Genomic DNA, 23378 nt, shown 5'->3' with positions numbered 1-23378 from the left:
CTCCCTCGTTATTGAATCCATAGCAGTACTCCCGCTGTAATAAGCAGGTTGGCCAGGGACAGCGGCAGCATAAATTTCCAGCCGAAATGCATCAGCTGGTCGTAGCGGGGGCGCGGCAGGGCGGCACGCAGCAGGACAAACAGGGCGATCAGTACACTGGTCTTCAACAAAAACCAAACCACCGGTGGCAACCAGGGGCCCAGCCAGCCGCCGAGAAACAGTGTGGTGATCAGCGCGGAGATCAGGATCACCGACAGGTACTCGCCCACAAAAAACATGCCAAATTTCATGCTCGAATACTCGGTATGAAAGCCGGCGGTAAGCTCGTGTTCCGCCTCCGGAAGATCGAAGGGCAGGCGGTGGCTCTCGGCGATGCCGGCGATAAAAAACACCAGGAAGCCGACAAACTGAGGCAGGATAAACCAGGTATTTTCCTGGGCCTGTACGATTTCCCGCAGGTTGAAGCTGCCGGACATCATTACCACGCCCATCAGGCTCAAACCCATGAATACTTCGTAGGAAATCGTCTGCGCGGCGGCGCGCAGTCCGCCGAGCAGCGCGTATTTGTTGTTGGAGGCGTAGCCGCCGAGAATCACGCTGTAGACCGCCATGGACGACATGGCGAGAAAAAACAGCAAGCCCACATTGAGATCGATTACGCCTATCGCCGGGGACACCGGAATCACCGCGAAGCCCAGCAGCATGGCTGCCATTACGACGGTGGGCGCCAGCACAAACACCGGAATGTCGGCAAACCTGGGAACGAAGTCCTCCTTGAAAAACAGTTTGATCATATCCGCGACCACCTGGAGTGTGCCGAAGGGGCCCACCCGGTTCGGCCCCGGCCTGTCCTGCCAGAACCCCAGCAGCCGGCGTTCGCCCCAGGTAAGCAATGCAGCCAGCAGCACCGCCACTGTCAGCACACCGAAGATATTGAGCAGTGCGACCCAGTTCATCGGTCACCTCCGGTTTCCGGCTGCGTCACCTGTAGCCGGCCCCTGGCCGGAGTCTCTGTGCTCAGCGGTTCCACCTGTGGAAAGCCATAGGGGACGCCCAGGCTGCCGGTGGGAATAGTGTCAGAGATTTCGGCGATAAGCTGGCAGCGGTCGCCACCGACAGTGATTTCCAGCGGATCTCCCGCGTCGATATCCAGGCGTTCTGCGTCGCGTCGGTTGATCAGTGCAAAGGGTTGGGCAATAACACTGGCAATGGCGGGGGCCATGGCACTCAGCTCGCCGGAACCGAACATCCGGTAGACAGGAAGCAGAAGAAACCCCTCTGTCACCCCCGCCGGTTGTTCTGCCGGTTGTTCTGCAGATTGCCAGTCCGGCAGAAGCCTGGAGGCCCGTTGTATTTTCCTGCCGCCATTTCCGCAGCGCCGCTTGCCGCCGATTCCCTGCAGGAATTTGTGCAGCGCCTGGTTGGAGTTCCAGCCGGGGGACCAGATGTTCGCCTGCAGGGGTGTTTTACCCGGGTCCTGAATGCCCTCCATGGAGAACACCAGCGGCGCATCGGGATCTTTGACCGGCTTGTGTTCCGCCACTGATTTGTCGGCATAAATTGCCGTGCGCCCGCTGTAGCGGTGGCTCTGCCGGGCGACTTCAAGGCCGTCGATGCGGAAGTCCTCATCCGGGCCCAGGTCTGCAACCACTTCCAGCTCCGGAAGGGCCGCCGCGATGGCCTGGTCCAGGTCGTGGCAGTGTTTCCAATCGGCGATAGTGCTGATAAGGGTATTGCTTTCCGGGCAAAATCCAGCCGCATCGGCCAGCCACCGCCAACTTTCCTGGATGTAGCCCGGGCCCTCGTAAACCGCGTAGAAGCGCTGGGCCAGACCGTTGTTATTGATCACCGTGCCCTGGGATTCCGCAGTGGCTGCGGCGGGAAAAATCAGATCGGCCCGCCGGGTAGTCCGGTTGTGCAGGAGGTCGAGCACGATCAATTCGTCGGCGAGGGAAAAAATCTCCTCCGCAGTGGCTGTGTCGCCACGGCGGCAGAGGTCGTTTTCCAGTGCGATCACGCTGCTGGGATTTTTCGCTTCGCCTTCCGCCCGCAGTGCGCCGGGCAGGTGGTCAAGGGTTTTTTTGCCGTCCGTGCACAGTTGTGCGAGCCCGAGGCTGTTGACTTCGGGGCACGCCAGATAGAGCGCGCAGGGACTGGAATCCCTGTCTGCGAGTGCGGTGGTCAATTGCGCGGCCGCCTGCAGTATGCCTCCACTCCGGCAGCCGCAGCCGGAAATCACCAGCGGCCGTTCCGCCGCGCTCAGGGCTTTGGAAATTTGCTGTGCCAATTCCAAATATTCCGGAGGCAGGTCCACGGGCTGTTTGCCGGCAATCAACTGCGCCAGGGCGTGACCAAAGGTGGCGATTTCCTCCGGGGTGCCGCGAAAGCGGCTACTGGCGATATCATCCAGGCCGCTGTCCTCAAATTCGGCGACGGTAATCGGGCTGGGGTTGCCATACAGTTGGCGCACCGAGGTGTCCTGCCACTGGGGAATTCTCAGTTCGCGGGCCTGCCGCCGTTGCCGGTTGCGGGCGGCCTGGCGCACCGCCAGCGCGACGCGCGGTGCGGTGTTGGAAATATCCTCGCCCAGGATCAGTATCGCGTCGGCGTTCTCTATCTCCGGGATTGTGGGGCTGTGGGTGCGCGGGTCCCGTTGTATGGCGTCGACCAGATGCAGCAGGTGCAGATCCCGCTCCGCCAGGCCCGCATAAAAATTGTCGGGGCCCACCAGCTGGCACAGGGCGAAATTGTTTTCCAGGGAAGCGCGCGGCGAGCCGATACCGATCAGCCGGCGCTGGCCTTTCTGTGCCTGGCCCAGGGTTTGGCCCAGCTGTTCGACGGCTTCCCGCGGGGGAATCTCGCCGTGAATTTTTTCGCCGCGCGCGGCGGTGGACTCGATCAATGTATCCGTTCGCGCGGCCAGCACGGTTTTCAGGCGCATGTCGCTGTTGACATAGTCGTAGCCGAAACGGCCGCGGTCGCAGAGGAAATATCCATTGATTTCCCGGTGATAGAGGTTGATTACCCGCCGCAGCATCTGGTCCTTGCCGTCCCAGCCCGCCCGCGCACCCGGCGCGGTATTGCAGCCAACGGCGCAGTGTTCACAGATGGAGGGGGCGGTCTGCAGGTCCCACTTGCGCACATAGTGTTTGCTGAAGGTTTTATCGGTGAACACGCCGGTGGGGCAGACTTCCACCAGGTTGCCGCTGAAACCGTTTTGTAGCACACCCTCCTGTTGGCGGCCGAAATAGACCTGGTTGTTGCGACCCAGTGCCTGGAGATCCGTGCCGCCGGCATAATCACGGTAAAAACGTGTGCAGCGGTAACAGGCGATGCAGCGGTTCATCTCGTGATTGATAAAGGGGCCCAGGTACTGGTTGCGGTGGGTGCGCTTGGTGCCCCGGTAGCGGCGGTTGGTGTGACCGGTCATCTCGGTCATATCCTGCAGGTGACACTCGCCGCCCTCCTCACAAACCGGGCAGTCATGGGGGTGGTTGGTCATCAGATCTTCGATAATACTGCCACGGAATTCTCGGGCCTGCTCGGCGTTGACCGAGTAGAGACCACCATCCTTGACCGGGGTCATACAGCTCATTACCAGTCGGCCGCGGTGATCTTCTGCGTCCTTGTACTCAATCACTGCGCACTGGCGGCAGGCGCCCACGGAGCCCATGGCCGGATGCCAGCAGAAATAGGGCAGGTCGATTCCCAAGGACAGGCAGGTGCTGAGCAGGTTTTGCCCTTCCTCTACTTCGTAATCATCGCCGTCTATGGTTATTGTTGGCATTTTGATTCCATTTCAGCCTTTGTGTTTCTCTGTAGGAGCCTGCTTGCAGGCGAATATTGCCGAGCCTTTTGGCAACCACTTTTCGCCTGCAAGCAGGCTCCTACAGGTAGGGGCAACAGCCTTTTTCTATATGGTCGATAAAATCCTGTTCGAACAGTTTCAATGCGCTCTGTATCGGCTCGGCGGCGCCGGGGGCCAGAGCGCAGAAGGTGTTGCCGGGGCCCATGTAGCGGACCTGTTCCCGCAGTAACCCGATGTCTTCCGGGCGGCCTTCGCCGTTCTCGATGCGCTGCAGAATTTTTACTGCCCAGGGCAGGCCGTCGCGGCAGGGTGTGCACCAGCCGCAGGACTCGCGGGCAAAAAACTGAGTGAGGTTGAGCACCAGGCCCACCGGGCAGGTTTTGTCGTCCAGCACAATAATGGTGCCGGTACCCATGCGGCTGCCGGACTTGCCGATGACGTCGTAATCCATCGGCAGGTCCAGGTGCTCCGGTCCGAGGAAATCCGTGGAGCCGCCGCCGGGGAGAAAACCCTTCAGTTTCAGTCCGTCGCGCATACCGCCGGCGTGCACTTCGATGATTTCCCGGATCGGCGTGCCCATGGGCAGTTCCCAGGTGCCGGGATTCTTGACCTTGCCGCTGACGCCGAACAGCTTCGTACCCGCGTCCTCGCCCCGTCCCAAACTCTTGTACCAGTCCACGCCCAGGTCGATCAGATGGGGAATATTGCAGAAGGTCTCCACATTGTTGACCACCGTGGGTTTGCCCCAGAGACCGCTGACCTGGGGAAAGGGTGGCTTGGCCCGCGGAATAGCTCGCTTGCCTTCCAGGGCATTGAGCAGGGCGGTCTCCTCGCCGCAAATGTAATTGCCGGCGCTGCGATGCAGATGTATTTCCAGGCTGTAGCCGCTGCCGAGAATGTTTTTCCCCAGCAGACCCTCTTTCCGGGCTTCGGCGATGGCCTTTTCCAGGCGCGCGGTGGCCGTGTGATATTCGCCGCGAATAAATATATAGGCGGTGCGGGCCTCGATGGCATAGGCGGCGATGGCCATGCCTTCGATCAGCAGGTGAGGGTCCCGCTCCATCAGCAGCCGGTCCTTGAAGGTGCCGGGTTCCATTTCGTCGGCATTGCACACCAGGTACTTGACCGCCGGACTGCCCTCGCCCCGGGGAACGAAGCTCCACTTCAGGCCGGTATTGAAGCCGGCTCCGCCGCGGCCGCGCAAACCCGCGTCCTGTACCGTTTTGACCAGGTCGCCCGGATCGCCAGCCAGGGCCTTGCGCCAGCCGCTGTAGCCGCCGGCGGCGCGGTAGCCCGCCAGGTCGGTGGCGGTATTCTGAGGGTCGATATTTTTAGTCAGTGGATTCGTCAGCATGGCGACGCTTCTTGTTGTCGATAATTTCGTCGATAGTCTGCTCGGTGAGGTTGCGATGCATTTCCTCACCCACCATCATCACCGGGGCCTTGTCGCAATCCCCCAGGCAGGGGGTTTCCAGAAGAGTGAAGATTCCATCCCCGCTGGTTTGCCCGGGAGCTATCTGTAATTTTTGCTCGATGTGTGCCTGCAACCTTGCGCAGCCCATGATCCAGCAGCTGGCGCTCTTGCAGAACAGGATCACCTCTTTGCCCACCGGCTGGCGGAAGATCAGCTGAAAGAAAGTGGCCACACCCTCCAGCTGCGCCGGGGGGATATCCAGGTAGTCGGAAACCGCCTGCAGGCTCTGGTCGGAAATCCAGCCACGGTGCTTTTGCACGATGCGCAGCGCCTCCAGACCCACGGAGGCCTTGTCCTCGTAGTGGGAAAATTCCGCGTCTATTTCACGCTTCTCCTCCGCACTGAGCTGCGTTTCGGTGCTGCGGTCCGCTTTGCTGAAATCCATTACTTCCACAACTTCCGGTTCAAAGACGCTGGACATAACCCATCCCCAACAATTAGTCCTAACGGTCCACGTCCGCCATCACGAAATCGATGCTGGCGATAATGGCAATGAGGTCCGACACCAGCAGTCCGCTGGAAAGCAGTGGAATCATCTGCAGGTGCGGGAAAGATGGTGTGCGGATTCTGGCGCGGTAGGCATTGGTGCCGCCGTCGCTGACAATCTGGTAACTGTTCAACCCCTTGGTGGCTTCCACTGCGACGCAGACTTCTCCCGCCGGCATCACCGGCCCCCAGCTGTTGTTGACGAAATGCTGGATCAGGGTTTCGATATCGTGCATGGTGCGCGCCTTCAGCGGCGGCGTGGTCAGCGGGTGGTCCGACTTGTAGGGCCCGGAGGGCATGTTGTCCAGGCACTGGCGGATAATACGCAGGCTCTGCCATATCTCTTCCACACGTACGCGACAGCGGTCGTAACAGTCGCCGCCGTCGTAGGTGGGAATATCGAATTCGAACTGGTCGTAGCCGCTGTAGGGACGGCGCTTGCGGAGGTCCCATTCCAGGCCGGTGGCGCGCAGCCCCGGGCCGGTGGCGCCCCACTCCAATGCCTCGTCGGTGTTGTAGACGCCGATGCCCCGGGTGCGCCGCTGCAGTATCTTGTTTTTCAGCACCATGCCTTCGTATTCGCGCAGGCGCTTCGGCATATAGTCGAGGAATTCCCGCACCATTTTGTCCCAGCCTTCCGGCAGGTCCTGGGCGACGCCGCCGATGCGGAACCACGCCGGATGCATGCGTCCACCGGTGATGGCCTCAATGATGCCGAAAAGCTTTTCCCGATCCACGAACATATAAAAGACCGGCGACATCTGCCCCACGTCCTGGGCAAAGGTGCCGTAGAACACCAAGTGGCTGGCGATGCGAAAGAATTCACACAACATCACGCGGATGGTCTGCGCCCGCGGCGGCACCGGTATGCCGGCCAGCTGTTCCAGCGCCAGCACATAGGGCAGGTTGTTCATCACCCCGCCCAGGTAGTCGATGCGGTCGGTATAGGGGATGTAGCTGTGCCAGGCCTGGCGCTCGGCCATTTTTTCCGCGCCGCGGTGGTGGTAGCCGATATCGGGCACCGCGTCGACGATCTTCTCTCCGTCCAGCTGCAGTGCCACGCGGAAAACCCCGTGCACGCTGGGGTGGTTGGGGCCCAGATTTAGGAACATGAATTCCGCGCTGTCGCTGGCGCGGGACATGCCCCATTCCTCCGGTTTGAACAGCAGCGCCTCCTGCTCCGCTTGCTGCTTTTCCGGCGACAGGCTGAAGGGATCCACTTCCGTGGCCCGCGCATGGTGATCCTTGCGCAGTGGATGGCCCTGCCAGGTGGGCGGCATCATGATGCGGCGCAGGTTGGGATGGCCGACAAACCCGATGCCGAACAGGTCCCACACCTCGCGTTCATACCAGTTGGCACAGGCCCACACCGGAATGGCGGAGGGCACCGACAGGCGGGATTCCGGCAGCGCCACCTTGATGCGGATAAACAGGTCCCGTTCCAGTGAGAGCAGCTGGTAGACCAGGGTGAAATCGCTCTGCGGCTGCTGCGCTTCCCGCTCGCCGCGGTGAAGCCGCAGGCGCTCGTCTATGGCGCTGAGGTCGTAGAGCATAAGAAAGGGGCGTGAGATTTCCGTTTTGAGATGGCGCAGCAGCGGCAGCAGAGTTTCCGGTGCCACCCAAAGAGTGGGCATATCGAGGGAGTCCGGCTGCAGCCAGTAATCGGCTTGTCCGTATTCCCTGCGCAGATCACCGATAAAGGCTTCCGCCTCCGCGCTGTAGGGGGTCTCGATATGGACGCTCTGTGCGATTACGCCGGTCATTGGGTCTTCCCGGATGTGGTTATTTACTCCCCTCTCCCCAAAGGGGAAGAGGGGACTATATCGCTGGATTCAGACGGTATCCGGTGCGCGCAATTTATCCGCGCACATGCGCGCCTCCCGATGCAGGTCGCGCTGGCTGGGTTTGGGAATCTGCCTCGGGCCGTGCTCGTCCACCACCCAGCTCAGGGGGCGGCGGTCTTCGGCGACGGACTTTTGCAGCAGGGTAAGCCCCTGCATCAGCGCCTCCGGTCGAGGCGGGCAGCCGGGTACATAGACGTCCACCGGCATAAAGCGGTCGACTCCCTGCACCACGCTGTAGATGTCGTACATGCCGCCGGAGTTGGCACAGGAGCCCATGGAAATCACCCAGCGCGGCTCCATCATCTGTTCGTAGAGACGCTGCAACACCGGCGCCATCTTGATAAACACTGTGCCGGAGATCACGATCAGGTCGGCCTGGCGGGGAGTGGCACGGATCACTTCGGACCCGAACCGGGAGATATCGTGCCGGCTGGTAAAGGCGGTGGCCATTTCCACATAGCAGCAGGAGAGGCCGAAGTTGAACGGCCACAGGGAATTGGCCCTGCCCCAGGCCACCAGGTCCTCCAGCTTTGTGAGCAGAATATTCTTTTTGATTTCCTCGGAAAAAATTTCTCCCTCTGTGCGCCCACTGCTCGCTATGACATTTTCCGCTTTGGTTAACTGCCAGCGCATAGTGCTTCCTTATTGTCGTTATCGATATTCCTCGCGTTTCTCCAGACTGTTCTGCCTGCCGCCCCAGTCGAGCGCCCCCAGGCGCCACAGGTACACCAGGCCGGCGAGCAGAATCACTATGAAAATAGTCGCTTCGACGAAGCCCAGCAAACCGGTCTCGCGAAAAGAGACGGCCCAGCCGAACAGATAGATGGCTTCGAGGTCGAAGACGATAAACAGGATGGCGACCAGATAGTAGCCGACGGAGAGCCGCAGACGGGCGCTGCCCTGGGAGACGATGCCGGATTCGAAGGGTTCGTCGGTGGCGGCGTCGCGCCGGCGCTGGCCGAGGAAGTAGGAGAGGCCCAGCATTAGCGCGACCAGTGCAAAAACGGCGAGGCAGTAGACCACCAGGGGCCAAATGCTCGGGTTGACTAGGGTTGCTGCATTCAACTTCTCTCTCCCCGACAGGCTGACAGGCGCTGTCCGCGCCCTTGGTTTATCGCTGTTACCGCACTGGTACCGCTATAGGATTGACCTCTGGATATTAGTTGAAATTGGCCGGTTTGAAATTGCGACAGTTTCTGTCGCGGGAATTGGCATTTATATGCCTGAGCAATTTTATAAAGGTTTGTGGAAATGAAAGCCAGAGCGGATAAGGAACAATTACTTATTACTTGGCTTTTTTTTATAGGGTAATAATCTGTGATTTTAGGCGACAGGTTTGCTTGCGGGCTCCGGGATAGGTGATTTTCGGGTAACTACTCACTCATAGGGAAGCTGCATTGGCTTAAGCGAGCCACCCTGTAGGAGCGGCGGGGCGGCCATCCGACATGCCCGCGATCGGGCTCTGTTCGCGGGCATGGCCCGCTCCTACAGGGGTGAGCAGTTACATTTTCGGGAGCTTTTGGCCCGGAAAATTGCGATAGAGCCCATGCGGGGCGATCAATCAGGTTCCCTGTTTATTTGATCGTCGCCCGCGAAAAATTGGCGCACAAAGCCGCCGGGAGCGACTTTGGCCTGTTTTGGTTGAGCAGCAGGGAGACGTTCACGGACGGGCCTCGCAGATAGGTGAGCTGAGCGAAACTGTCGAAGAGCACTGTTTGCTGGTATTTTTCGTGGGCTCGCGCCGGTGCGACTGGCGCGACTTTCTTCGGATTGGGCTTTTGGTATGACAAGGGACAGGGAAAAGAGGCAATACTGTCCATTCACCCGGAATCGCCCTGTGCAACGGGTGTCGATTGCACAGGGCATCCGTATCGTTGGAGATCAAAGATTGTCGAGTGCCTGTAACTGCTGTTTCAAGCGCTCCTGTGCACTCTGCATTTCCGCCAGTTTGTCCTTTTCCTTGGCCACCACTTCCGCGGGGGCTTTGTCGACAAACTTGGGATTGCTGAGTTTGCCCTGAACCCGGGTCAGTTCTTTTTCCAGTTTGCCGATTTCCTTTTCCAGGCGCGCGCTTTCCGCTTCCACGTCGATCAGCCCGGCCATGGGGACCAGCAGTTCCAGGTCTCCGGCCAGGGCGGTGGCGGAGGCGGGGGCGGGTTCGCCCTGTTTCAGGCAGCTAATGGATTCCAGGCTGGCCAGCTTTGTGAGCAGGTTGCGGGTCTGTTCCAGCAGCTGCCCGTCCGTGTCGGAACCGCCGCGCAGCAGCAGGGGGATTTTCTTTGCGGGGGAGATATTCATCTCTCCGCGGATATTGCGCACGCCCTCGATCACCTCTTTCAGCCAGGCGACGGCGGCCTCCGCGTCTGTATCGATTTTGTGCTCGTTCGGAGCCGGGTAGGGCTGCAACATAATGGTGTCGCCGCTTTTCCCGGCCAGGGTTTTCACCCGCTGCCAGATTTCCTCGGTGATAAAGGGCATCAGCGGATGGGTGAGGCGCAACGTGGTTTCCAATACGCGAATCAGGGTGCGGCGGGTACCCTTTTTAACTGCGGTGGAGGCGGAATCGTCCCAGAGTACCGGTTTGGAGAGTTCCAGGTACCAGCTGCAGTACTCCTGCCAGATAAAGTCGTACAGTGCCTGGGAAGCCAGGTCGAAGCGGTAGTTGTCCATCGCCTCGCGCACGGCTTTTTCAGTTTTCTGCAGTTGGGAGATAATCCAGCGGTCCGCCAGGCTCAGCTCGAAATCCTCGCTGCCATCCTGGGCGCAATCCTGTCCGTCGCAGTTTTGCAGCACATAGCGGGAGGCGTTCCAGATCTTGTTGCAGAAATTGCGGAAGCCCTCGATTCTGCCCACGTCGAACTTGATATCGCGGCCGGTGGCGGCCAGCGAGTAGTAGGTGTAGCGCAGCGCGTCGGTGCCGAAGGGGGCGAAGCCCTCGGGGAAATCCTTGCGGGTCTGTTCTTCGATTTTGGGCGCGTCCTGCGGGCGCATCAGGCCGGTGGTGCGCTTCTTCACCAGGCTCTCCAGGTCGATGCCGTCGATCAGGTCGATGGGATCGATCACGTTGCCCTTGGACTTGGACATCTTCTGCCCGTGATTGTCGCGCACCAGACCGTGCACATACACGGTGTGGAAGGGCACTTCCTTCTTGAAATACAGGGTCAGCATCATCATGCGCGCGACCCAGAAGAAGATGATATCGAAGCCGGTCACCAGCACCGAGGTGGGGTGGAAAGTTTTCAGCTCCTCGGTTTCTTCGGGCCAGCCGAGGGTGCCGAAGGTCCAGAGACCGGAGGAGAACCAGGTGTCGAGGACGTCGTCGTCCCGACGCAGTCGGACATCATCGCCCAATCCATGCTTTTGCCGTACTTCCTTTTCCGAGCGGCCCACGTACACATTGCCGGCGTCGTCGTACCAGGCGGGAATGCGGTGGCCCCACCAGAGCTGTCGGGAGATACACCAATCCTGGATATCGCGCATCCAGGAGAAGTACATGTTTTCGTAGCTTTTCGGCACGAACTCAACCCGGCCGTCTTCCACCGCCTTGATCGCGTCCTCGGCCAGCGGCTGGGTTTTGACGTACCATTGATCCGTTAGCCAGGGCTCGATGACCACGCCGGACCTGTCGCCCCGGGGCACCTTCAATGCGTGCGGCTCAACTTTCTCCAGCAGGCCCAGTGCGTCGAGGTCGTCGACGACCTGCTTGCGCGCGGCGAAGCGCTCCATGCCGCGGTATTTTTCCGGCACCGCGTCGTTGAGGTTGGCATCCGCGTCGAGGATGTTGATCAGCTCCAGGTTGTGGCGCTGGCCCATTTCGTAGTCGTTGAAGTCGTGGGCCGGGGTGATCTTCACGCAGCCGGTGCCGAACTCGCGGTCGACGTAGTCGTCGCCGATAATCGGAATATCGCGCTCCGCCAGGGGCAGCCTGATGGTTTTGCCGATCAGGTGCCGGTAGCGCTCGTCCTCCGGGTGCACCGCCACGGCGGTGTCGCCGAGCATGGTCTCCGGGCGGGTGGTGGCGACCACCAGGTGGCCGGAGCCATCGCTGAGCGGGTAGCGGAAGTGCCACAAATGGCCCTGTTCCTCTTCGTTGAGCACTTCCAGGTCGGAGATGGCGGTGTGCAGTTTCGGGTCCCAGTTCACCAGGCGTTTGCCGCGGTAGATGAGGCCGTCCTCGTACAGGCGGATAAACACCTCCTGCACCGCCTTGTAGAAGCCGTCGTCCATGGTGAAGCGCTCGCGGGACCAGTCGGGGCTGGCACCCAGGCGGCGCAGCTGCCGGGTGATGGTGCCGCCGGACTCCCGCTTCCACTCCCAGACTTTCTCGATAAATTTGTCCCGGCCCAGGTCGTGACGACTGACCCCTTCCGCGCCCAGCAGGCGCTCCACCACCATCTGGGTGGCGATGCCGGCGTGGTCGGTGCCCACCTGCCACAGGGTGTTGTCGCCGAGCATGCGGTGGTAGCGGATCAGTGCATCCATGATGGATTCCTGGAAGCCGTGGCCCATATGCAGGCTGCCGGTGACGTTGGGCGGCGGGATCATGATGCAGTAGGGATCGGCTTCGGTGTCGCCGGAAGGCTTGAAGTAGCCGTTCTCTTCCCAGGTCTGGTACCACTGCTGTTCGATGGCGTTGGGCTGGTATGTCTTGTCCATGCGGGCGGGGAAACCTTGTGTTGAATCGCTGCGGCGTCTGCAGGCCGGTATTGGCTGCGCCAAAAAGGCAGGAATTATACCGCCGGGGCCGGGGGCGGCAAAAGGGAGGTCTGCATTCAGCGCTTGGTTTCCAGTTCGTCGACCATCCGCGCAATCCGCTCCCGCAGCTGCCGCTCCAGCTCGGGCAACTGCTTGGCCACCAGGTGGTCGATCAGCTGCTGGCGCTGGCGTTCGCGCTCTTCCCGCGAGGCGTTGGCCGCTTGCTCCGCCGGGGCGGCAGGGGAGGGGGGAGGGGGCTCTTCCTCGGGGGCGGGGGCCTTTGGGGGCTCCTGTTGTTCGGGCTGGGTTTCCGGCTCCGGTTCCGCTTTTGGCATCCGGCCGCCGGTAAGGCGGGCGCGGATATGCGCGGGAAGAAAGGGGTTCTCGCCGGGCGTCGCTGCAGGCTGTGCAAACAGCTCGCCCTGTGGCTTGCCGGCATCTGTCTTTTGGGGCAGGTCCTGCAATGGGCGCAGCAGTTCGCGCTCGGCTTCACCCAGCTCGGCCCGGTAGTCCTCGGGGACTTCCTCGTCCACCGGCGAGAAGAGGATCGGCAGCTCGCTCACCTCCAGGGGTTCCTGCAGCGGCTGCCGGACCGGCGCAGGCTCGGCCCGCGGCGGTTGCGGCGCGGGTTCTGCCACCTGGTCGAGCAGGGGGATATCGCCGATTTCGTCGCTGCCGAGCAGATCGCGGATGGAGTGCAGTTCGTTGAGAAGCTCTGCCGACTGCCCTCGCTGCTTGCGGTTTTTGTTTTTTCGACCGGACATGGCTGAGGCCTGTGTCGCTGGGGATTAGTTGCTGCCGATGTGATGGGATTGTAACGGATATCCGCGGTCGCGAAAGCGGCCGAAGCGGGCGCGCGAGCGGGCCAGGGATTCCGGCTGCTGGGTCACTATCTCCGCCAGCCGCTCGAAGCGGCTGAACCAGCCGGGTACCTCGCTGCACAGGTTGATCAGCAGGCCGTGGTGGAGGCCCGGTTCCCCGCCGCAGTTGATTTCGACGGGGGCCTGCTGACCCTCCCCCTGGGGGGAGTGGGGGACGAAGCTGTCCTCGCGAAAGGTCCACAGCAGCTGGTCCAGGTGTGCGGCGCGATCCGCGTCGTCTACCGTCAGCAGCACGTGCAGGCCCGCGCGATGGGCCTTTTCAGCCAGCCGGCAGGCGAAGATATCCCCCTCGTGTGGCTGGTTGGAGGGGAGTACGTAGAAGTCTATTCGGGTCATGGTAGTTTATTTTATCGGGGCGCCGGGAAGCCTGTAGTTGGTTTTGGGGCGGTCTTGCTACCGGCGGCAGGACTTTCGCATCAGAGTCAGTATCGAATGGCACTTAGTTAAGCTCCGAGCTGCTCCTGCCCCTGAGGATTGCGCTGTAGGAGCCTGCTTGCAGGCGAACATTCCCGGTGCCTTGCCGCGACCTCAATTCGCCTGCAAGCAGGCTCCTACAGGGGATTCGGCTTAACTTAGTGCCATTCGAGTCAGTATCCTCTTCGAGTCCCGAGTCCCGAGTCCCGAGTCCCGAGTCCCGAGTCCCGAGTCCCGAGTCCCGAGTCCCAAGGGCGGGCCTGCGGCCCGCAAGCGGAGCTGGAACTCCGCGCTCCGGGTTATTTCCCCAGCAGATACTCAACCAGAAGCGGTACCGGCCGCCCGGTGGCGCCCTTGTTGGCGCCGGAGTTCCAGGCGCTGCCGGCGATATCCAGGTGGGCCCAGGTGTAGTCCCCGGTAAAGCGCGAGAGGAAGCAGGCGGCGGTCACCGAGCCCGCCTCTCGGCCGCCGATATTCTGCATATCCGCGAAGTTGGAATCCAGCGACGACTGGTATTCGTCCCACAGGGGCATATGCCAGGCGCGATCGCCGGTGCGCTCACCGGCGGCGATCAGTTTCGCGGCCAGTTCGTCGTTATTGGCATAGAGGCCGGTGGCGTGGTTGCCCAGGGCGATCACGCAGGCACCGGTAAGGGTGGCGATGTCGATCACCACTTCCGGTTTGTACCTGGCGGCGTAGGTGAGCGCGTCGCACAGTACCAGGCGCCCTTCGGCGTCGGTGTTGAGGATCTCGACGGTCTTGCCGGACATGGTAGTGACGATGTCCCCGGGCTTGCTGGCGCGGCCGCTGGGCATGTTCTCCGCCGCTGCCACCAGGCCCACCACATTGATCGCCGGCTGCAGTTCCAGTAGCGCGTGCATCACCCCGAATACGCTGGCGGCGCCGCACATGTCGAACTTCATCTCGTCCATGGCCTGGCCGGGCTTGATGCTGATGCCGCCGGTATCGAAGGTGATGCCTTTGCCCACCAACACTATGGGCTTCGCGCCGGCTTTGCCGCCCTTGTACTGCATGGCGATCAGCGCCGGAGGCTCGTCGCTGCCCTTGGCGACGCTGAGAAAGGCCCCCATGCCCAGCGACTGCATTTTTTTCTCGTCCAGCACTGTGGTGGTGAGCTTCGTATGTTTTTTGGCCAGGGAGCGGGCCTCCGACGCCAGGTAGGTGGGAGTACAGATATTGCCCGGCAGATTGCCCAGTTCGCGCGCCACGTTGCCGCCGACGGCCTGGGCTGCGCCCAGCTCCATGCCACTCTGGATTGACTTGAGGTGCTTGCGTTCGGGGACGTGCAGGGTAATTTTTGCCAGCGGGGTGTTATCGGAGCCGCTTTTGCAGCGGGTGAATTTGTAGCCGGCGAGGCCCGCCGCCAGGGCCAGCTGCTGCGCCTGCCAGGCGCTGTCGGCACCGGACACTTCCAGCTCCGTGAGATAGCTGCAGGCGTCTTTGAAGCCCTTGACCGCATTTGCGCTGGCGCCGGCCAGCTTGCGGTAGTCGGCCTGGCTGAGTTTGCCTCCTCCGCCGCTGCGCACCAGCAGTATCCGTTCGAGGGACCCTTCAGCTGGAGTCAGCACCAGAGTACTGGCCAGTTTTTTGCCCAGGTCGCCGCGCTTGAGTACCCTGCCGATGGCGCCGCCACAGGCGTCGTCCAGCGCGCTGCCGCTGGCGGTGAGGCGGTTCTTGGCATCTGCCGCGATGATGGCGCAGGCGCTGCGCTGTTTGCGGATATCGGCGACCTTGGCGGTAAACTGCATAATTCCTTTCCCTTCAATTCAAGACATGACAAATAATTTTGGCGATAATGCGCACAGTGTAACCCGAGACAGAACGAATTGCGTTGCAGGGGCGATCCTCGCGGTCGCCCTGTGCATATGGGCAGTTTCGGGCCTGCCCCTCACACGAATGTTCTCGCAAGGTCTTTTCGCCGTGCCGTCACCAAGGAATTCTTTCATCCAGTGATTATCTTCCGTTACCTCTGCCGCGAGCTGCTTTTCGCCACGCTGGCAGTCAGCGCTGTTTTGCTGCTGATGGTGATGAGCGGCCGCTTTGTGAAATACCTGGCGGAGGCTGCCGCCGGCGAGCTGTCCGCCAACATTCTCTTTTCGCTGATGGGATATCGCCTGCCGGGTTTCCTGGAGCTGGTGCTGCCGTTGGGTTTTTTCGTGGGCATCCTACTGGCTTACGGCCGCCTGTATATCGAGAGCGAGATGACGGTACTGCACGCTTGTGGTTTCAGCGAGCGGCGCCTGCTCGGCTATACCCTGGCGCCGGCACTTGGGGTGGCACTGGTGGTGGCGGCGATGAGCCTCTACCTGACGCCCACCGGTATGGAGCGCTCCTCCGGGCTGCTCACCGCCGATAAATCGCGCAGCGAGTTCGATCACCTGGTGCCGAAGAAGTTTGTCGCCACCGAGGGCGACAGGGTGGTCTACTACGCCCAGGCCCTGAGCCGGGACAGGTCCACCATGTACGATGTGTTCCTCGCCGAACTCAGTTCCAGCAGCGCAGAGACGGAGACGGCGCAACAGACCGTCACCCTGGCGCGGGAGGGTGTACAGCAGGTAGATCCGGAGACCGGCCTGCGTTACCTGGTGCTGCGCGATGGCTATCGCTATGAAGGGGTGCCGGGGCAGCGGGACTATCGCCTGATGAAATTCGCCAGTTACGAGGTGCTGCTGGATATTCCCGAAGTACGCCAGCGCAGCCGCGACCGTATCGAGTCCGCCTCCACCCTGGATTTGTGGCGCAGCGACGGGCGCGAGGAGCGCGCAAACCTGCATTGGCGTTTCAGCCTGCCGGTGCTGGTGCTGGTGGTGGCCGCGCTGGCGGTGCCGCTATCCCGCACCAACCCGCGCCAGGGGCGCTACGCCAAAATGATTCCCGCGGTGCTGCTGTACATCACCTATCTGGTGATCCTGCAGGGTGTGCGCGGCGCCATTGAGGACGGCAAGATCGGTAGCCCCGCCGCCATCTGGTTGGTGCACCCGCCGTTCCTGATTTTGGGGCTGTTGCTGCTTGGGGGGCGCAAGCGGCGCCGCTGCCCCGCGCGCCCCGGCGATTCGAAGGAAGCGGGTCATGCGTAGACTGGATGGTTACATCGGCCGCACCGTCGCCCTGGCGGTGGCCGCGGTGCTGCTGGTGATCCTGGGCCTGGATGTGATCTTCGCCATCGTCGACCAGTTGGGCGAACTGGAGGGCAGCTACCAGTTTATCAACGCGCTGGAATACGTAACCTGGACGCTGCCGGACCGGGTCTACGACCAGTTGGGTTTCTCCGCGCTGGTGGGTTGTATGGTCGGCCTGGGCACCCTCGCCAGCACCAGTGAGCTCACGGTAATGCGCGCCTCAGGTGTGTCCATCGGGCGAATCGCCTGGGCGGTGATGAAGCCGGTGATCCTGCTGATCGCGCTGGGTATGGTATTGGCAGAGTTCGTAATTCCATTGACCAACCAGGAGGCGGTGAACCGCAAGTCCATCGCCCTGGGCGAACTGGAGGCGGTGGGCCTGAAGCATGGATTGTGGTTGAAGGAGGGCGGCGAGTTTGTGCACTTCAACGCCGCGCTGCCCAGCGGCGAGTTGTTCGGCATTACCCGCTACCGCTTCGACGGCGAGCGCCAGTTGGACCGGGTGATCTTCTCCGAGCGGGGGCGTTTCGGCGGTGACCGCTGGACACTGGAGAGCAGTCGCGTCACCACTTTTACTCCGGAACGGGTAGAGAGCACTGGGGAGGCCGAGAGTGTATGGCGCACGGATATCTCCCCGGAACTCTTCTCACTGGTGGTGCCGCTGCCCTCGGACCTGTCGCCGCGCAACCTCTGGTCCTACGGCCAGTTCCTCGACCGCAAGGGGGAGGACTCGGGCCGTTACTGGCTGGAATTCTGGAAAAAGCTGCTGCAGCCGCTGACCATTGCCAGCCTGGTGATGGTGGCCATCTCCTTTATCTTCGGCCCGCTCCGGGAGGTAACCACCGGCCTGCGGGTGTTTACCGGGGTGATTGTGGGCATCGTGTTCCAGACCCTGCAGGATATGCTCGGGCCCTCTTCCCTGGTATTCGGCTTCCCGCCGTTTATCGCCGTATTGTTGCCAATATTGATGTGCTTCGCGGTGGGATGGTGGCTGCTCAGGCGGGCCAGGTGAAGTGGTTGGTGGGTAGTGCAGTAGGGTGCGCCACGCGCACCGGCAGCCCTACCGGTGCGAGTGGCGCACCCTACTTCTTTTTGGGAAGGAGGCGGACTTCGGAACCAGAGGCCAGGTCGTGCCAGCTGGCCCTGTCCTCGCGGGTCCAGGCCCAGAAATAGCCGGCGCCGGCACAGATCAGGGAAATGGGCCCCACCAGAGCGCGCAGGGCGCACTGGCGCCAGCTCAACTGCACGCCGTCCGGGCTGGCCAGCAGCAGGCGCCAGGCGCGCATACCGATAGTCTGGCCCGCGGCGTGCCAGGACCAGGTAAAATACCCGGCGATCACCGCCAGCATTCCCACCTGAAACAGCGGGCCGCTCACGCAGGGGCTGTAGTCCAGCTCCTCCGGCCGACACTCCAGGCCCACCACCGCGGATGCGACCAGCATCGCCAGAAAGCCGTATACCATCAGCAGGCCGAGGATGATCAGGGTGTCGTAAACCAGCGCCGCCAGGCGGCGGCCGACGCCGGCGCGGGGCAGTTGGGAAAAGGTCGGGGGGGCGTTCACAGCGATCTCCGCCAGTAGAGGTGGCGGAGATTCTAACAAAGCCTCGGAACAAATGTAGGAGCGGTCCGGCCGGGAGCGGTCCGGCCGGGAGCGGTCCGGCCGGGAGCGCGGATCAGAATTCGTACTCGAAAGAGAACTTGAACTTGTCGTCCGAGAGGCGCACGTCGTAGTCCAAGGACTTGCCGATCTTGCCGTGGCCGCTGGTGTAGCGTATCAATGCGCTCTCTTTGCGGCGCCTGTTCTGCTCCCGGTAGGTCTTCCAACCCATCTTGAGGATTTCGTTGAGAGCCTTGCCTCCGGTGGTGGGTTTGAACTCGTCCGGGTTGGTGTGCATCTGCAGCCACTGGTAGTTGAGCTGGCGCTGCACTGTGCCCATGGAGTTGTTACGCAGGTTTTCCACCGCCTGGTAGAGGGCGGCGTTGTCCATGCCAAAGGCGCTGTCTACGAAAAAGGCGTTATCCGCCTGCAGGTTGAGGGCGCTGTTGGAGTCGGGGATAAACAGCTCGTCAGCGAAACTGGAGCCAGAGGCGGAAAGCAATAGCAGGGTGAACACCGCAGGCAGGTGTTTACAGGGACGGAAACGAATACGGCGGAATTCCATTTGGTCTACCCCGGGGTGCTTACTTTTTCGGCTGAACGATCACTTAACGACCGTTGAAATTATTATGGCTCACCCTCAATGGATCTGTTGTATCTCATAACTCCGGCACTCCTTGCAACCCAATTTGTGGACACTCGCTCCATTGGGGTCATTTTCTTCCAGCCCGCATCATCTCTGGGTTTGTAGATTCTCGCTCAAGTAGCCGGCGGGAATGTCCCGCGACGCGCCAAAGTTTTTATTGCGGATTATTCAAGTGTTTTCCTGCGACTATGAAAACTTGATCTAGTAACTGCCATGTCGCGACTCTAACCAAGGAAGTGACTACTAACTTGCAGGGTGTAGGTCCGGAGCTGCGCGCGGAGTGCAAGCGCGCCGGCCCCGGTGTGGAGTAGGGTAGGAGTGCTTCCTGGGCACGCCGAGCTCCAGCTCGGCTTGCGGACCGCAGGTCCGCGTTGACTCGCCCCACCCCCGGTGCTCGCCCTGCGGGCGCCTCTGGCATCCAAATTTGCTCCCGGCAAACTTGTCGTGGCCAGCGGCCGCTTCTACAGGATCGGGGTCGCCACCAGAATCAGCGAGGCCGGTTTCCCGGTCTCGGGATGCAGGGGCTCCTTCATTTCTTCCAGGCGCAGCCCCGCCCTGCGGACCAGCCGCAGCCAGCTTTCCAGGGTGCGAAAGTACCAGGGTGCCGGCTCGCTGAAATCCCCGCTAAACCCGGCCCAGGAGCCCGGTCGCCAGCCGTCCCGGTAGTCAGCGTCACCACAGGTGACCATTGGGTGCAGCGTTTGTACCACCAGGTGCCCGCCGGGATTGAGCAGCTTCCCCGACGCGGCGAATATCCCCTCCACCGACTCCCCGCCCAATAGCGAGAAGTTGCACACCAGCAGGTCGAAGCGCCGGCGCATTTCACCCGCGGCCAGGGCCTCGTAGGAAAGCGGCCGGTAGCGCTCCCGCGGGCCGGCGCGATGCTGTGCCGCCCCGATCAGTTCCGGCACCGCGTCGATCCCCCACACCTCCGGGCCCCGCTCCGCCAGTGCCCGCGCCAGCCAGCCCTCGCCACAGCCGATGTCCAGCACCGTCGCCGGCTGCCGTTGCAGCACGGCGTCTACAATTGCCCCATCCGTAACCAGTTTGCGGCTGGCGATATCGCCCTCGCCAATGGCGCGGATCCAGGGGGCGGCGTTTTTGTGCCAGCTGCGCAGGATGCTTTTATCGCTGAATTCAGAATCGCTCATAGGGGCGCCTTGTTGAAGCTGCGACACCGAGTGTACCGTCAGGCCGGCTGGGAGAAAAAAGAGAAACAATATGCGCCGTCAAATGGTATTCGACTATGTCATCGTCGGCGGCGGCTCCGCCGGCTGCGTACTGGCCAACCGCCTCAGCGCCGGGGAACAGAATCGCGTCTGCCTGCTGGAGGCGGGACCGGCGGACTGGAACCCGCTGATCCGGATGCCCGCGGGCATCGGCTACCTGGTGCCCGGCGCCGGTTGCAACCAGCACCACTATACCGAGCCACAGGAACGCCTGGACGGCCGCCGGCTGTTCTGGCCCCGCGGTCGTACCCTGGGGGGCAGCAGCGCGATCAATGCCATGATTTATATGCGCGGCAACGGTGCCGACTACGATGACTGGGAAGCGGCGGGCAACCCGGGCTGGGGTTGGCGGGACTTGCTGCCTTACTTTCTGTTGGCAGAAGGCAACGAGCGCGGCAGCGACGCCTACCACAGCGGCTACGGCCCGCTGGCGGTATCGGACCTGAAATGGAAAACCCCCGTGGGCGCCGCCTTCCTGCGCGCGGGCCAATCCGCTGGGCACCCTCTCAACAATGATTTCAACGGCAGTCTGCAGGACGGCGTGGGCTTCTACCAGGTCACGCAAAGGCGCGGACGCCGCTGTTCCTCCGCGGCGGCCTACCTGTACCCGGTGAGAAATCGTCCCAATCTCAGCGTTTTCACCCACAGCCAGGCGGCGCGGCTCCTGTTCAGGGGCGACCGGGTGTGCGGTGTGCAACTGCTGGACGGCAACTGTATTCTCACCAACGGGGAAGTGCTGTTGTGCGCCGGCGCCATCCAGTCGCCGCAACTGTTGCTGCTGTCCGGTATAGGTCCGGAGGCGGAGCTGAAAAAGGCGGGCATAGTGTCCCAGGCGCATTTGCCGGGAGTGGGCAAGAACCTGCAGGACCACCTGGATATCACCCAGGTGGTGGAGGCCTCGGCGCCGGTGACTTTCTCCAACTCCCTGTGGCCAAAACTGAAAACCACCCTGCGCCTGCCGGAATACTGGTTTGCGGGCCGCGGCCCGCTGACCAGCAACGTCGCCGAAGCCGGCGGCTTCGCCTGTTCCAGCCGGGCAAACGGCCGGCCGGATATCCAGTTTCACCTGACCGCCGCGCCGCTGTTCCAGCACGGCCTGCGCAAGCCCGGCGGCTACGGTTATTCGCTGCACGCCTGTGCGTTGAGGCCGATAAGCCGCGGCGAGATCACCCTGGCTTCCGGGGACCCGCGCGCGCTGCCGCTGATCCAGCCCAATTACCTGGGTGCGGACGAGGACCAGGCTGTCCTGGCGGAGGGGTTCGAAATGGCGCGGGAGATTCTCCTGCAGCCGGCGTTGCAGCGCTATCACAAACGCTGGTGGAACCCGGATAAACCGCTGAAAACCCAGAAGGCCATCGGGGAATTTATTGCCCGGCACGCGGAGACCATTTACCACCCCGCGGGCACCTGCAAAATGGGCTCCGACGAAATGGCGGTGGTGGACGCGCAGTTGAAAGTGCACGGCGTCGATGGACTGCGGGTGGTGGACGCCTCCATAATGCCCGCCCTGATCAGCGGCAACACCAATGCGCCGGTGATCGCTATCGCGGAAAAGGCCGCAGATATGATTTTGCAGCGGCAGCAAAAGCCGCTGCCCGTGCAAGCCGCTATGGAACCCGAATGATCTGGCTGTGTCCCGTCTGTCAGTTGCCACTGGAATTTACCGATACCGCCTGGCGCTGTGCCGAGAGGCACAGCTTCGACCGCGCGCGCGAGGGTTATGTCAACCTGCTGCCGGTCAGTCGCAAGCGCAGTAAAGAGCCGGGAGATTCGGCGGAAATGCTGCGGGCGCGGCGGCGCTTTCTCGAGGCGGGCCACTACCGCCCACTGGTGGACGCCATCGCGGCGCTGCTGCCCTATGTGCCGGGCCGGCAGCTGCTGGATATTGGCTGTGGCGAGGGCTATTACTCGCGGCAGCTGGAATCCGCGGGCTGGCTGCCGGAGGCCCTGGCGGGAATCGATATTTCCAAGGCCGGTATACGCATGGCGGCGAAAAGCCAGCCCGGAACCCAGTTCGCGGTGGCGGGCAGCTACCATCTACCCCTGGCGCGGGACAGCGTCGACCACCTGCTGCGTATCTTCGCGCCGGCGGCGGACGACGAGATGCACCGGGTGGTGAACCCCGGCGGCTCCCTGCTGGACGTGGCTCCCGGCCCGGAGCATCTCTGGTCATTGAAGTCCGCGCTTTATACCGAACCCCGGCAGCACCCGCCGCCGAAACCGGTTGCGGGTTTTGCCGCGGAAGTGGAAATGCGCTGCAGTTTTCCGTTTACCCTGCGCGGACGCGAAGCGATCGTCGACTTTCTCGCCATGACGCCCTTTGCCTGGAAGGGGCACAGCGAAGTGCGCGAGGAACTGGAACGGCGTGACTCGCTGAAAATGGAGGCGGATTTCGTGGTGCGCAGACTGGTTAGTAAAAAGTAACTATAGAAAGTAACTATGGCTACCCCGAGAGATTACGGTTTTATGCAGCGCGCCATCGAACTGGCGCGCATTGCCGGCGAGCGCGGCGAGGTGCCGGTGGGCGCAGTGGTGGTGCTGAACGGGCAGATCGTCGGCGAGGGCAGCAACCGCCCCATCGGCAACTGCGACCCCAGCGCCCACGCGGAAATTATCGCCCTGCGCCAGGCGGCGGAACACCTGCAGAACTACCGCCTGCCGGAGGCCACCCTGTACGTCACCATAGAGCCCTGCACCATGTGCTTTGGCGCCATGGTGCACGCGCGGGTGGGTCGGCTGGTATACGGCGCCGCGGAACCGCGCGCCGGTGCGGTGGAGAGTCGCTTGCGATTGAGTGAAGAGGATTTTTTCAATCACCGAATAGCCGTGGAGAGCGGTGTGATGGCGGAGGAGACTGGGGACTTGGTGAAGGAGTTTTTCCGGGGCAGGCGCTAGTGTGGTGTCTCCTATTAACTGGTCCTATCAGAGCCCCCCAAAATGCTCACAGTTAGGCGCAGCTCGCAGGGAATGGTCATTCCATTTTCAAGAGCTGCAACGCAGCTGTGGGTATTTTGGGGGGCTCCTTCCGGGCGGGCCGCTAAGCAGCCATCTGCGGCGTTGCATTTGCTTGACGTAGCCGGCTACGCCTGCGCAAATGCGCCTTGCATCTGGCCGCTTAGCGGCCCGCTGATATGACCATTTAGTATGAAACACCACACTAGGT

The 23378-nt window shown here is 61.9% G+C and carries 19 protein-coding genes; 5 read left to right on the top strand and 14 right to left on the bottom strand.

Going from position 1 to position 23378, the window contains the following annotated elements:
- Positions 1–8: 8 nt before the first annotated feature.
- The 11 genes from nuoH to ACRC0P_RS07365 form a co-directional block, all read right to left on the bottom strand.
- Positions 9–956, bottom strand: a complete 948-nt coding sequence (gene nuoH / locus ACRC0P_RS07415) for an NADH-quinone oxidoreductase subunit NuoH (RefSeq protein ID WP_438629443.1) — start codon at positions 954–956, stop codon at positions 9–11.
- Positions 953–3787, bottom strand: coding sequence for an NADH-quinone oxidoreductase subunit NuoG (gene nuoG, locus ACRC0P_RS07410; protein WP_438629441.1), 2835 nt, complete (start codon positions 3785–3787; stop codon positions 953–955). The genes nuoH and nuoG overlap by 4 nt, the downstream gene beginning before the upstream one ends.
- Before the next feature lie 100 nt (positions 3788–3887).
- Positions 3888–5162, bottom strand: coding sequence for an NADH-quinone oxidoreductase subunit NuoF (nuoF, locus tag ACRC0P_RS07405; protein WP_438629439.1), 1275 nt, complete (start codon positions 5160–5162; stop codon positions 3888–3890).
- On the bottom strand, positions 5140–5703 hold the full coding sequence (gene nuoE, locus ACRC0P_RS07400) for an NADH-quinone oxidoreductase subunit NuoE (RefSeq protein ID WP_438629437.1): 564 nt from the start codon (positions 5701–5703) through the stop codon (positions 5140–5142). The genes nuoF and nuoE overlap by 23 nt, the downstream gene beginning before the upstream one ends.
- Before the next feature lie 22 nt (positions 5704–5725).
- Positions 5726–7531 carry an NADH-quinone oxidoreductase subunit C/D gene (nuoC, locus tag ACRC0P_RS07395; RefSeq protein ID WP_438629435.1) on the bottom strand — a complete coding sequence of 602 codons (1806 nt, stop codon included), beginning with the start codon at positions 7529–7531 and terminating at the stop codon, positions 5726–5728.
- 69 nt (positions 7532–7600) lie between these two features.
- Complete coding sequence (locus tag ACRC0P_RS07390) at positions 7601–8245, bottom strand: NuoB/complex I 20 kDa subunit family protein (protein ID WP_438629433.1); 645 nt, start codon at positions 8243–8245, stop codon at positions 7601–7603.
- Between the two features lie 18 nt (positions 8246–8263).
- Positions 8264–8677, bottom strand: a complete 414-nt coding sequence (ndhC, locus tag ACRC0P_RS07385) for an NADH-quinone oxidoreductase subunit A (RefSeq protein WP_438629431.1) — start codon at positions 8675–8677, stop codon at positions 8264–8266.
- Between the two features lie 816 nt (positions 8678–9493).
- A complete protein-coding gene (locus ACRC0P_RS07380; RefSeq protein ID WP_438629429.1) occupies positions 9494–12268 on the bottom strand; it encodes a valine--tRNA ligase in 2775 nt (924 codons plus the stop codon).
- A gap of 116 nt (positions 12269–12384) precedes the next feature.
- Positions 12385–13071 carry a hypothetical protein gene (locus tag ACRC0P_RS07375; RefSeq protein ID WP_438629427.1) on the bottom strand — a complete coding sequence of 229 codons (687 nt, stop codon included), beginning with the start codon at positions 13069–13071 and terminating at the stop codon, positions 12385–12387.
- 24 nt (positions 13072–13095) lie between these two features.
- Entirely contained in the window at positions 13096–13524 is a 429-nt protein-coding gene (locus ACRC0P_RS07370) for a DNA polymerase III subunit chi (protein ID WP_438629425.1), read from the bottom strand.
- 377 nt (positions 13525–13901) lie between these two features.
- The gene (locus tag ACRC0P_RS07365; protein ID WP_438629423.1) at positions 13902–15371 is read right to left on the bottom strand and encodes a leucyl aminopeptidase; all 1470 of its coding nucleotides are present in this window, start codon (positions 15369–15371) and stop codon (positions 13902–13904) included.
- A 201-nt stretch (positions 15372–15572) separates the two neighbouring features.
- On the opposite strand from ACRC0P_RS07365, the gene lptF reads away from it, so the two are divergent.
- Positions 15573–16700 (top strand): LPS export ABC transporter permease LptF, encoded by a 1128-nt coding sequence (lptF, locus tag ACRC0P_RS07360; protein ID WP_438629421.1) that lies wholly within the window; start codon positions 15573–15575, stop codon positions 16698–16700.
- A complete protein-coding gene (gene lptG / locus ACRC0P_RS07355) occupies positions 16693–17754 on the top strand; it encodes an LPS export ABC transporter permease LptG (RefSeq protein ID WP_438629419.1) in 1062 nt (353 codons plus the stop codon). The genes lptF and lptG overlap by 8 nt, the downstream gene beginning before the upstream one ends.
- Positions 17755–17824: 70 nt before the next feature.
- Here lptG and ACRC0P_RS07350 read toward each other — a convergent pair whose 3' ends face one another.
- From ACRC0P_RS07350 to ACRC0P_RS07340, 3 genes are all read right to left on the bottom strand, one after another.
- Positions 17825–18304, bottom strand: a complete 480-nt coding sequence (locus ACRC0P_RS07350; protein WP_438629417.1) for an RDD family protein — start codon at positions 18302–18304, stop codon at positions 17825–17827.
- A 112-nt stretch (positions 18305–18416) separates the two neighbouring features.
- Complete coding sequence (locus ACRC0P_RS07345; RefSeq protein WP_438629415.1) at positions 18417–18905, bottom strand: hypothetical protein; 489 nt, start codon at positions 18903–18905, stop codon at positions 18417–18419.
- Between the two features lie 542 nt (positions 18906–19447).
- Positions 19448–20137: a methyltransferase domain-containing protein gene (locus tag ACRC0P_RS07340; protein WP_438629413.1), complete on the bottom strand. Its 690-nt coding sequence runs from the start codon at positions 20135–20137 to the stop codon at positions 19448–19450.
- 70 nt (positions 20138–20207) lie between these two features.
- Between ACRC0P_RS07340 and ACRC0P_RS07335 the strand changes: the two genes are divergently transcribed.
- Genes ACRC0P_RS07335 through tadA form a run of 3 tightly spaced genes read left to right on the top strand, consistent with a single transcriptional unit; the run spans position 20208 to position 23110 of the window.
- Entirely contained in the window at positions 20208–21839 is a 1632-nt protein-coding gene (locus tag ACRC0P_RS07335) for a GMC family oxidoreductase (RefSeq protein WP_438629411.1), read from the top strand.
- On the top strand, positions 21836–22639 hold the full coding sequence (locus ACRC0P_RS07330) for a putative RNA methyltransferase (protein ID WP_438629409.1): 804 nt from the start codon (positions 21836–21838) through the stop codon (positions 22637–22639). Before ACRC0P_RS07335 ends, ACRC0P_RS07330 begins: the two co-directional genes overlap by 4 nt.
- A gap of 15 nt (positions 22640–22654) precedes the next feature.
- Positions 22655–23110, top strand: a complete 456-nt coding sequence (tadA, locus tag ACRC0P_RS07325; protein ID WP_438629407.1) for a tRNA adenosine(34) deaminase TadA — start codon at positions 22655–22657, stop codon at positions 23108–23110.
- Positions 23111–23378 lie beyond the last annotated feature (268 nt).

Origin of the sequence: Microbulbifer sp., assembly GCF_051659245.1 — a bacterium.
GTDB lineage: Bacteria > Pseudomonadota > Gammaproteobacteria > Pseudomonadales > Cellvibrionaceae > Microbulbifer.
Note: the sequence above shows the minus strand (reverse complement) of the source record. Positions and strands in the feature narration are given on the sequence as shown.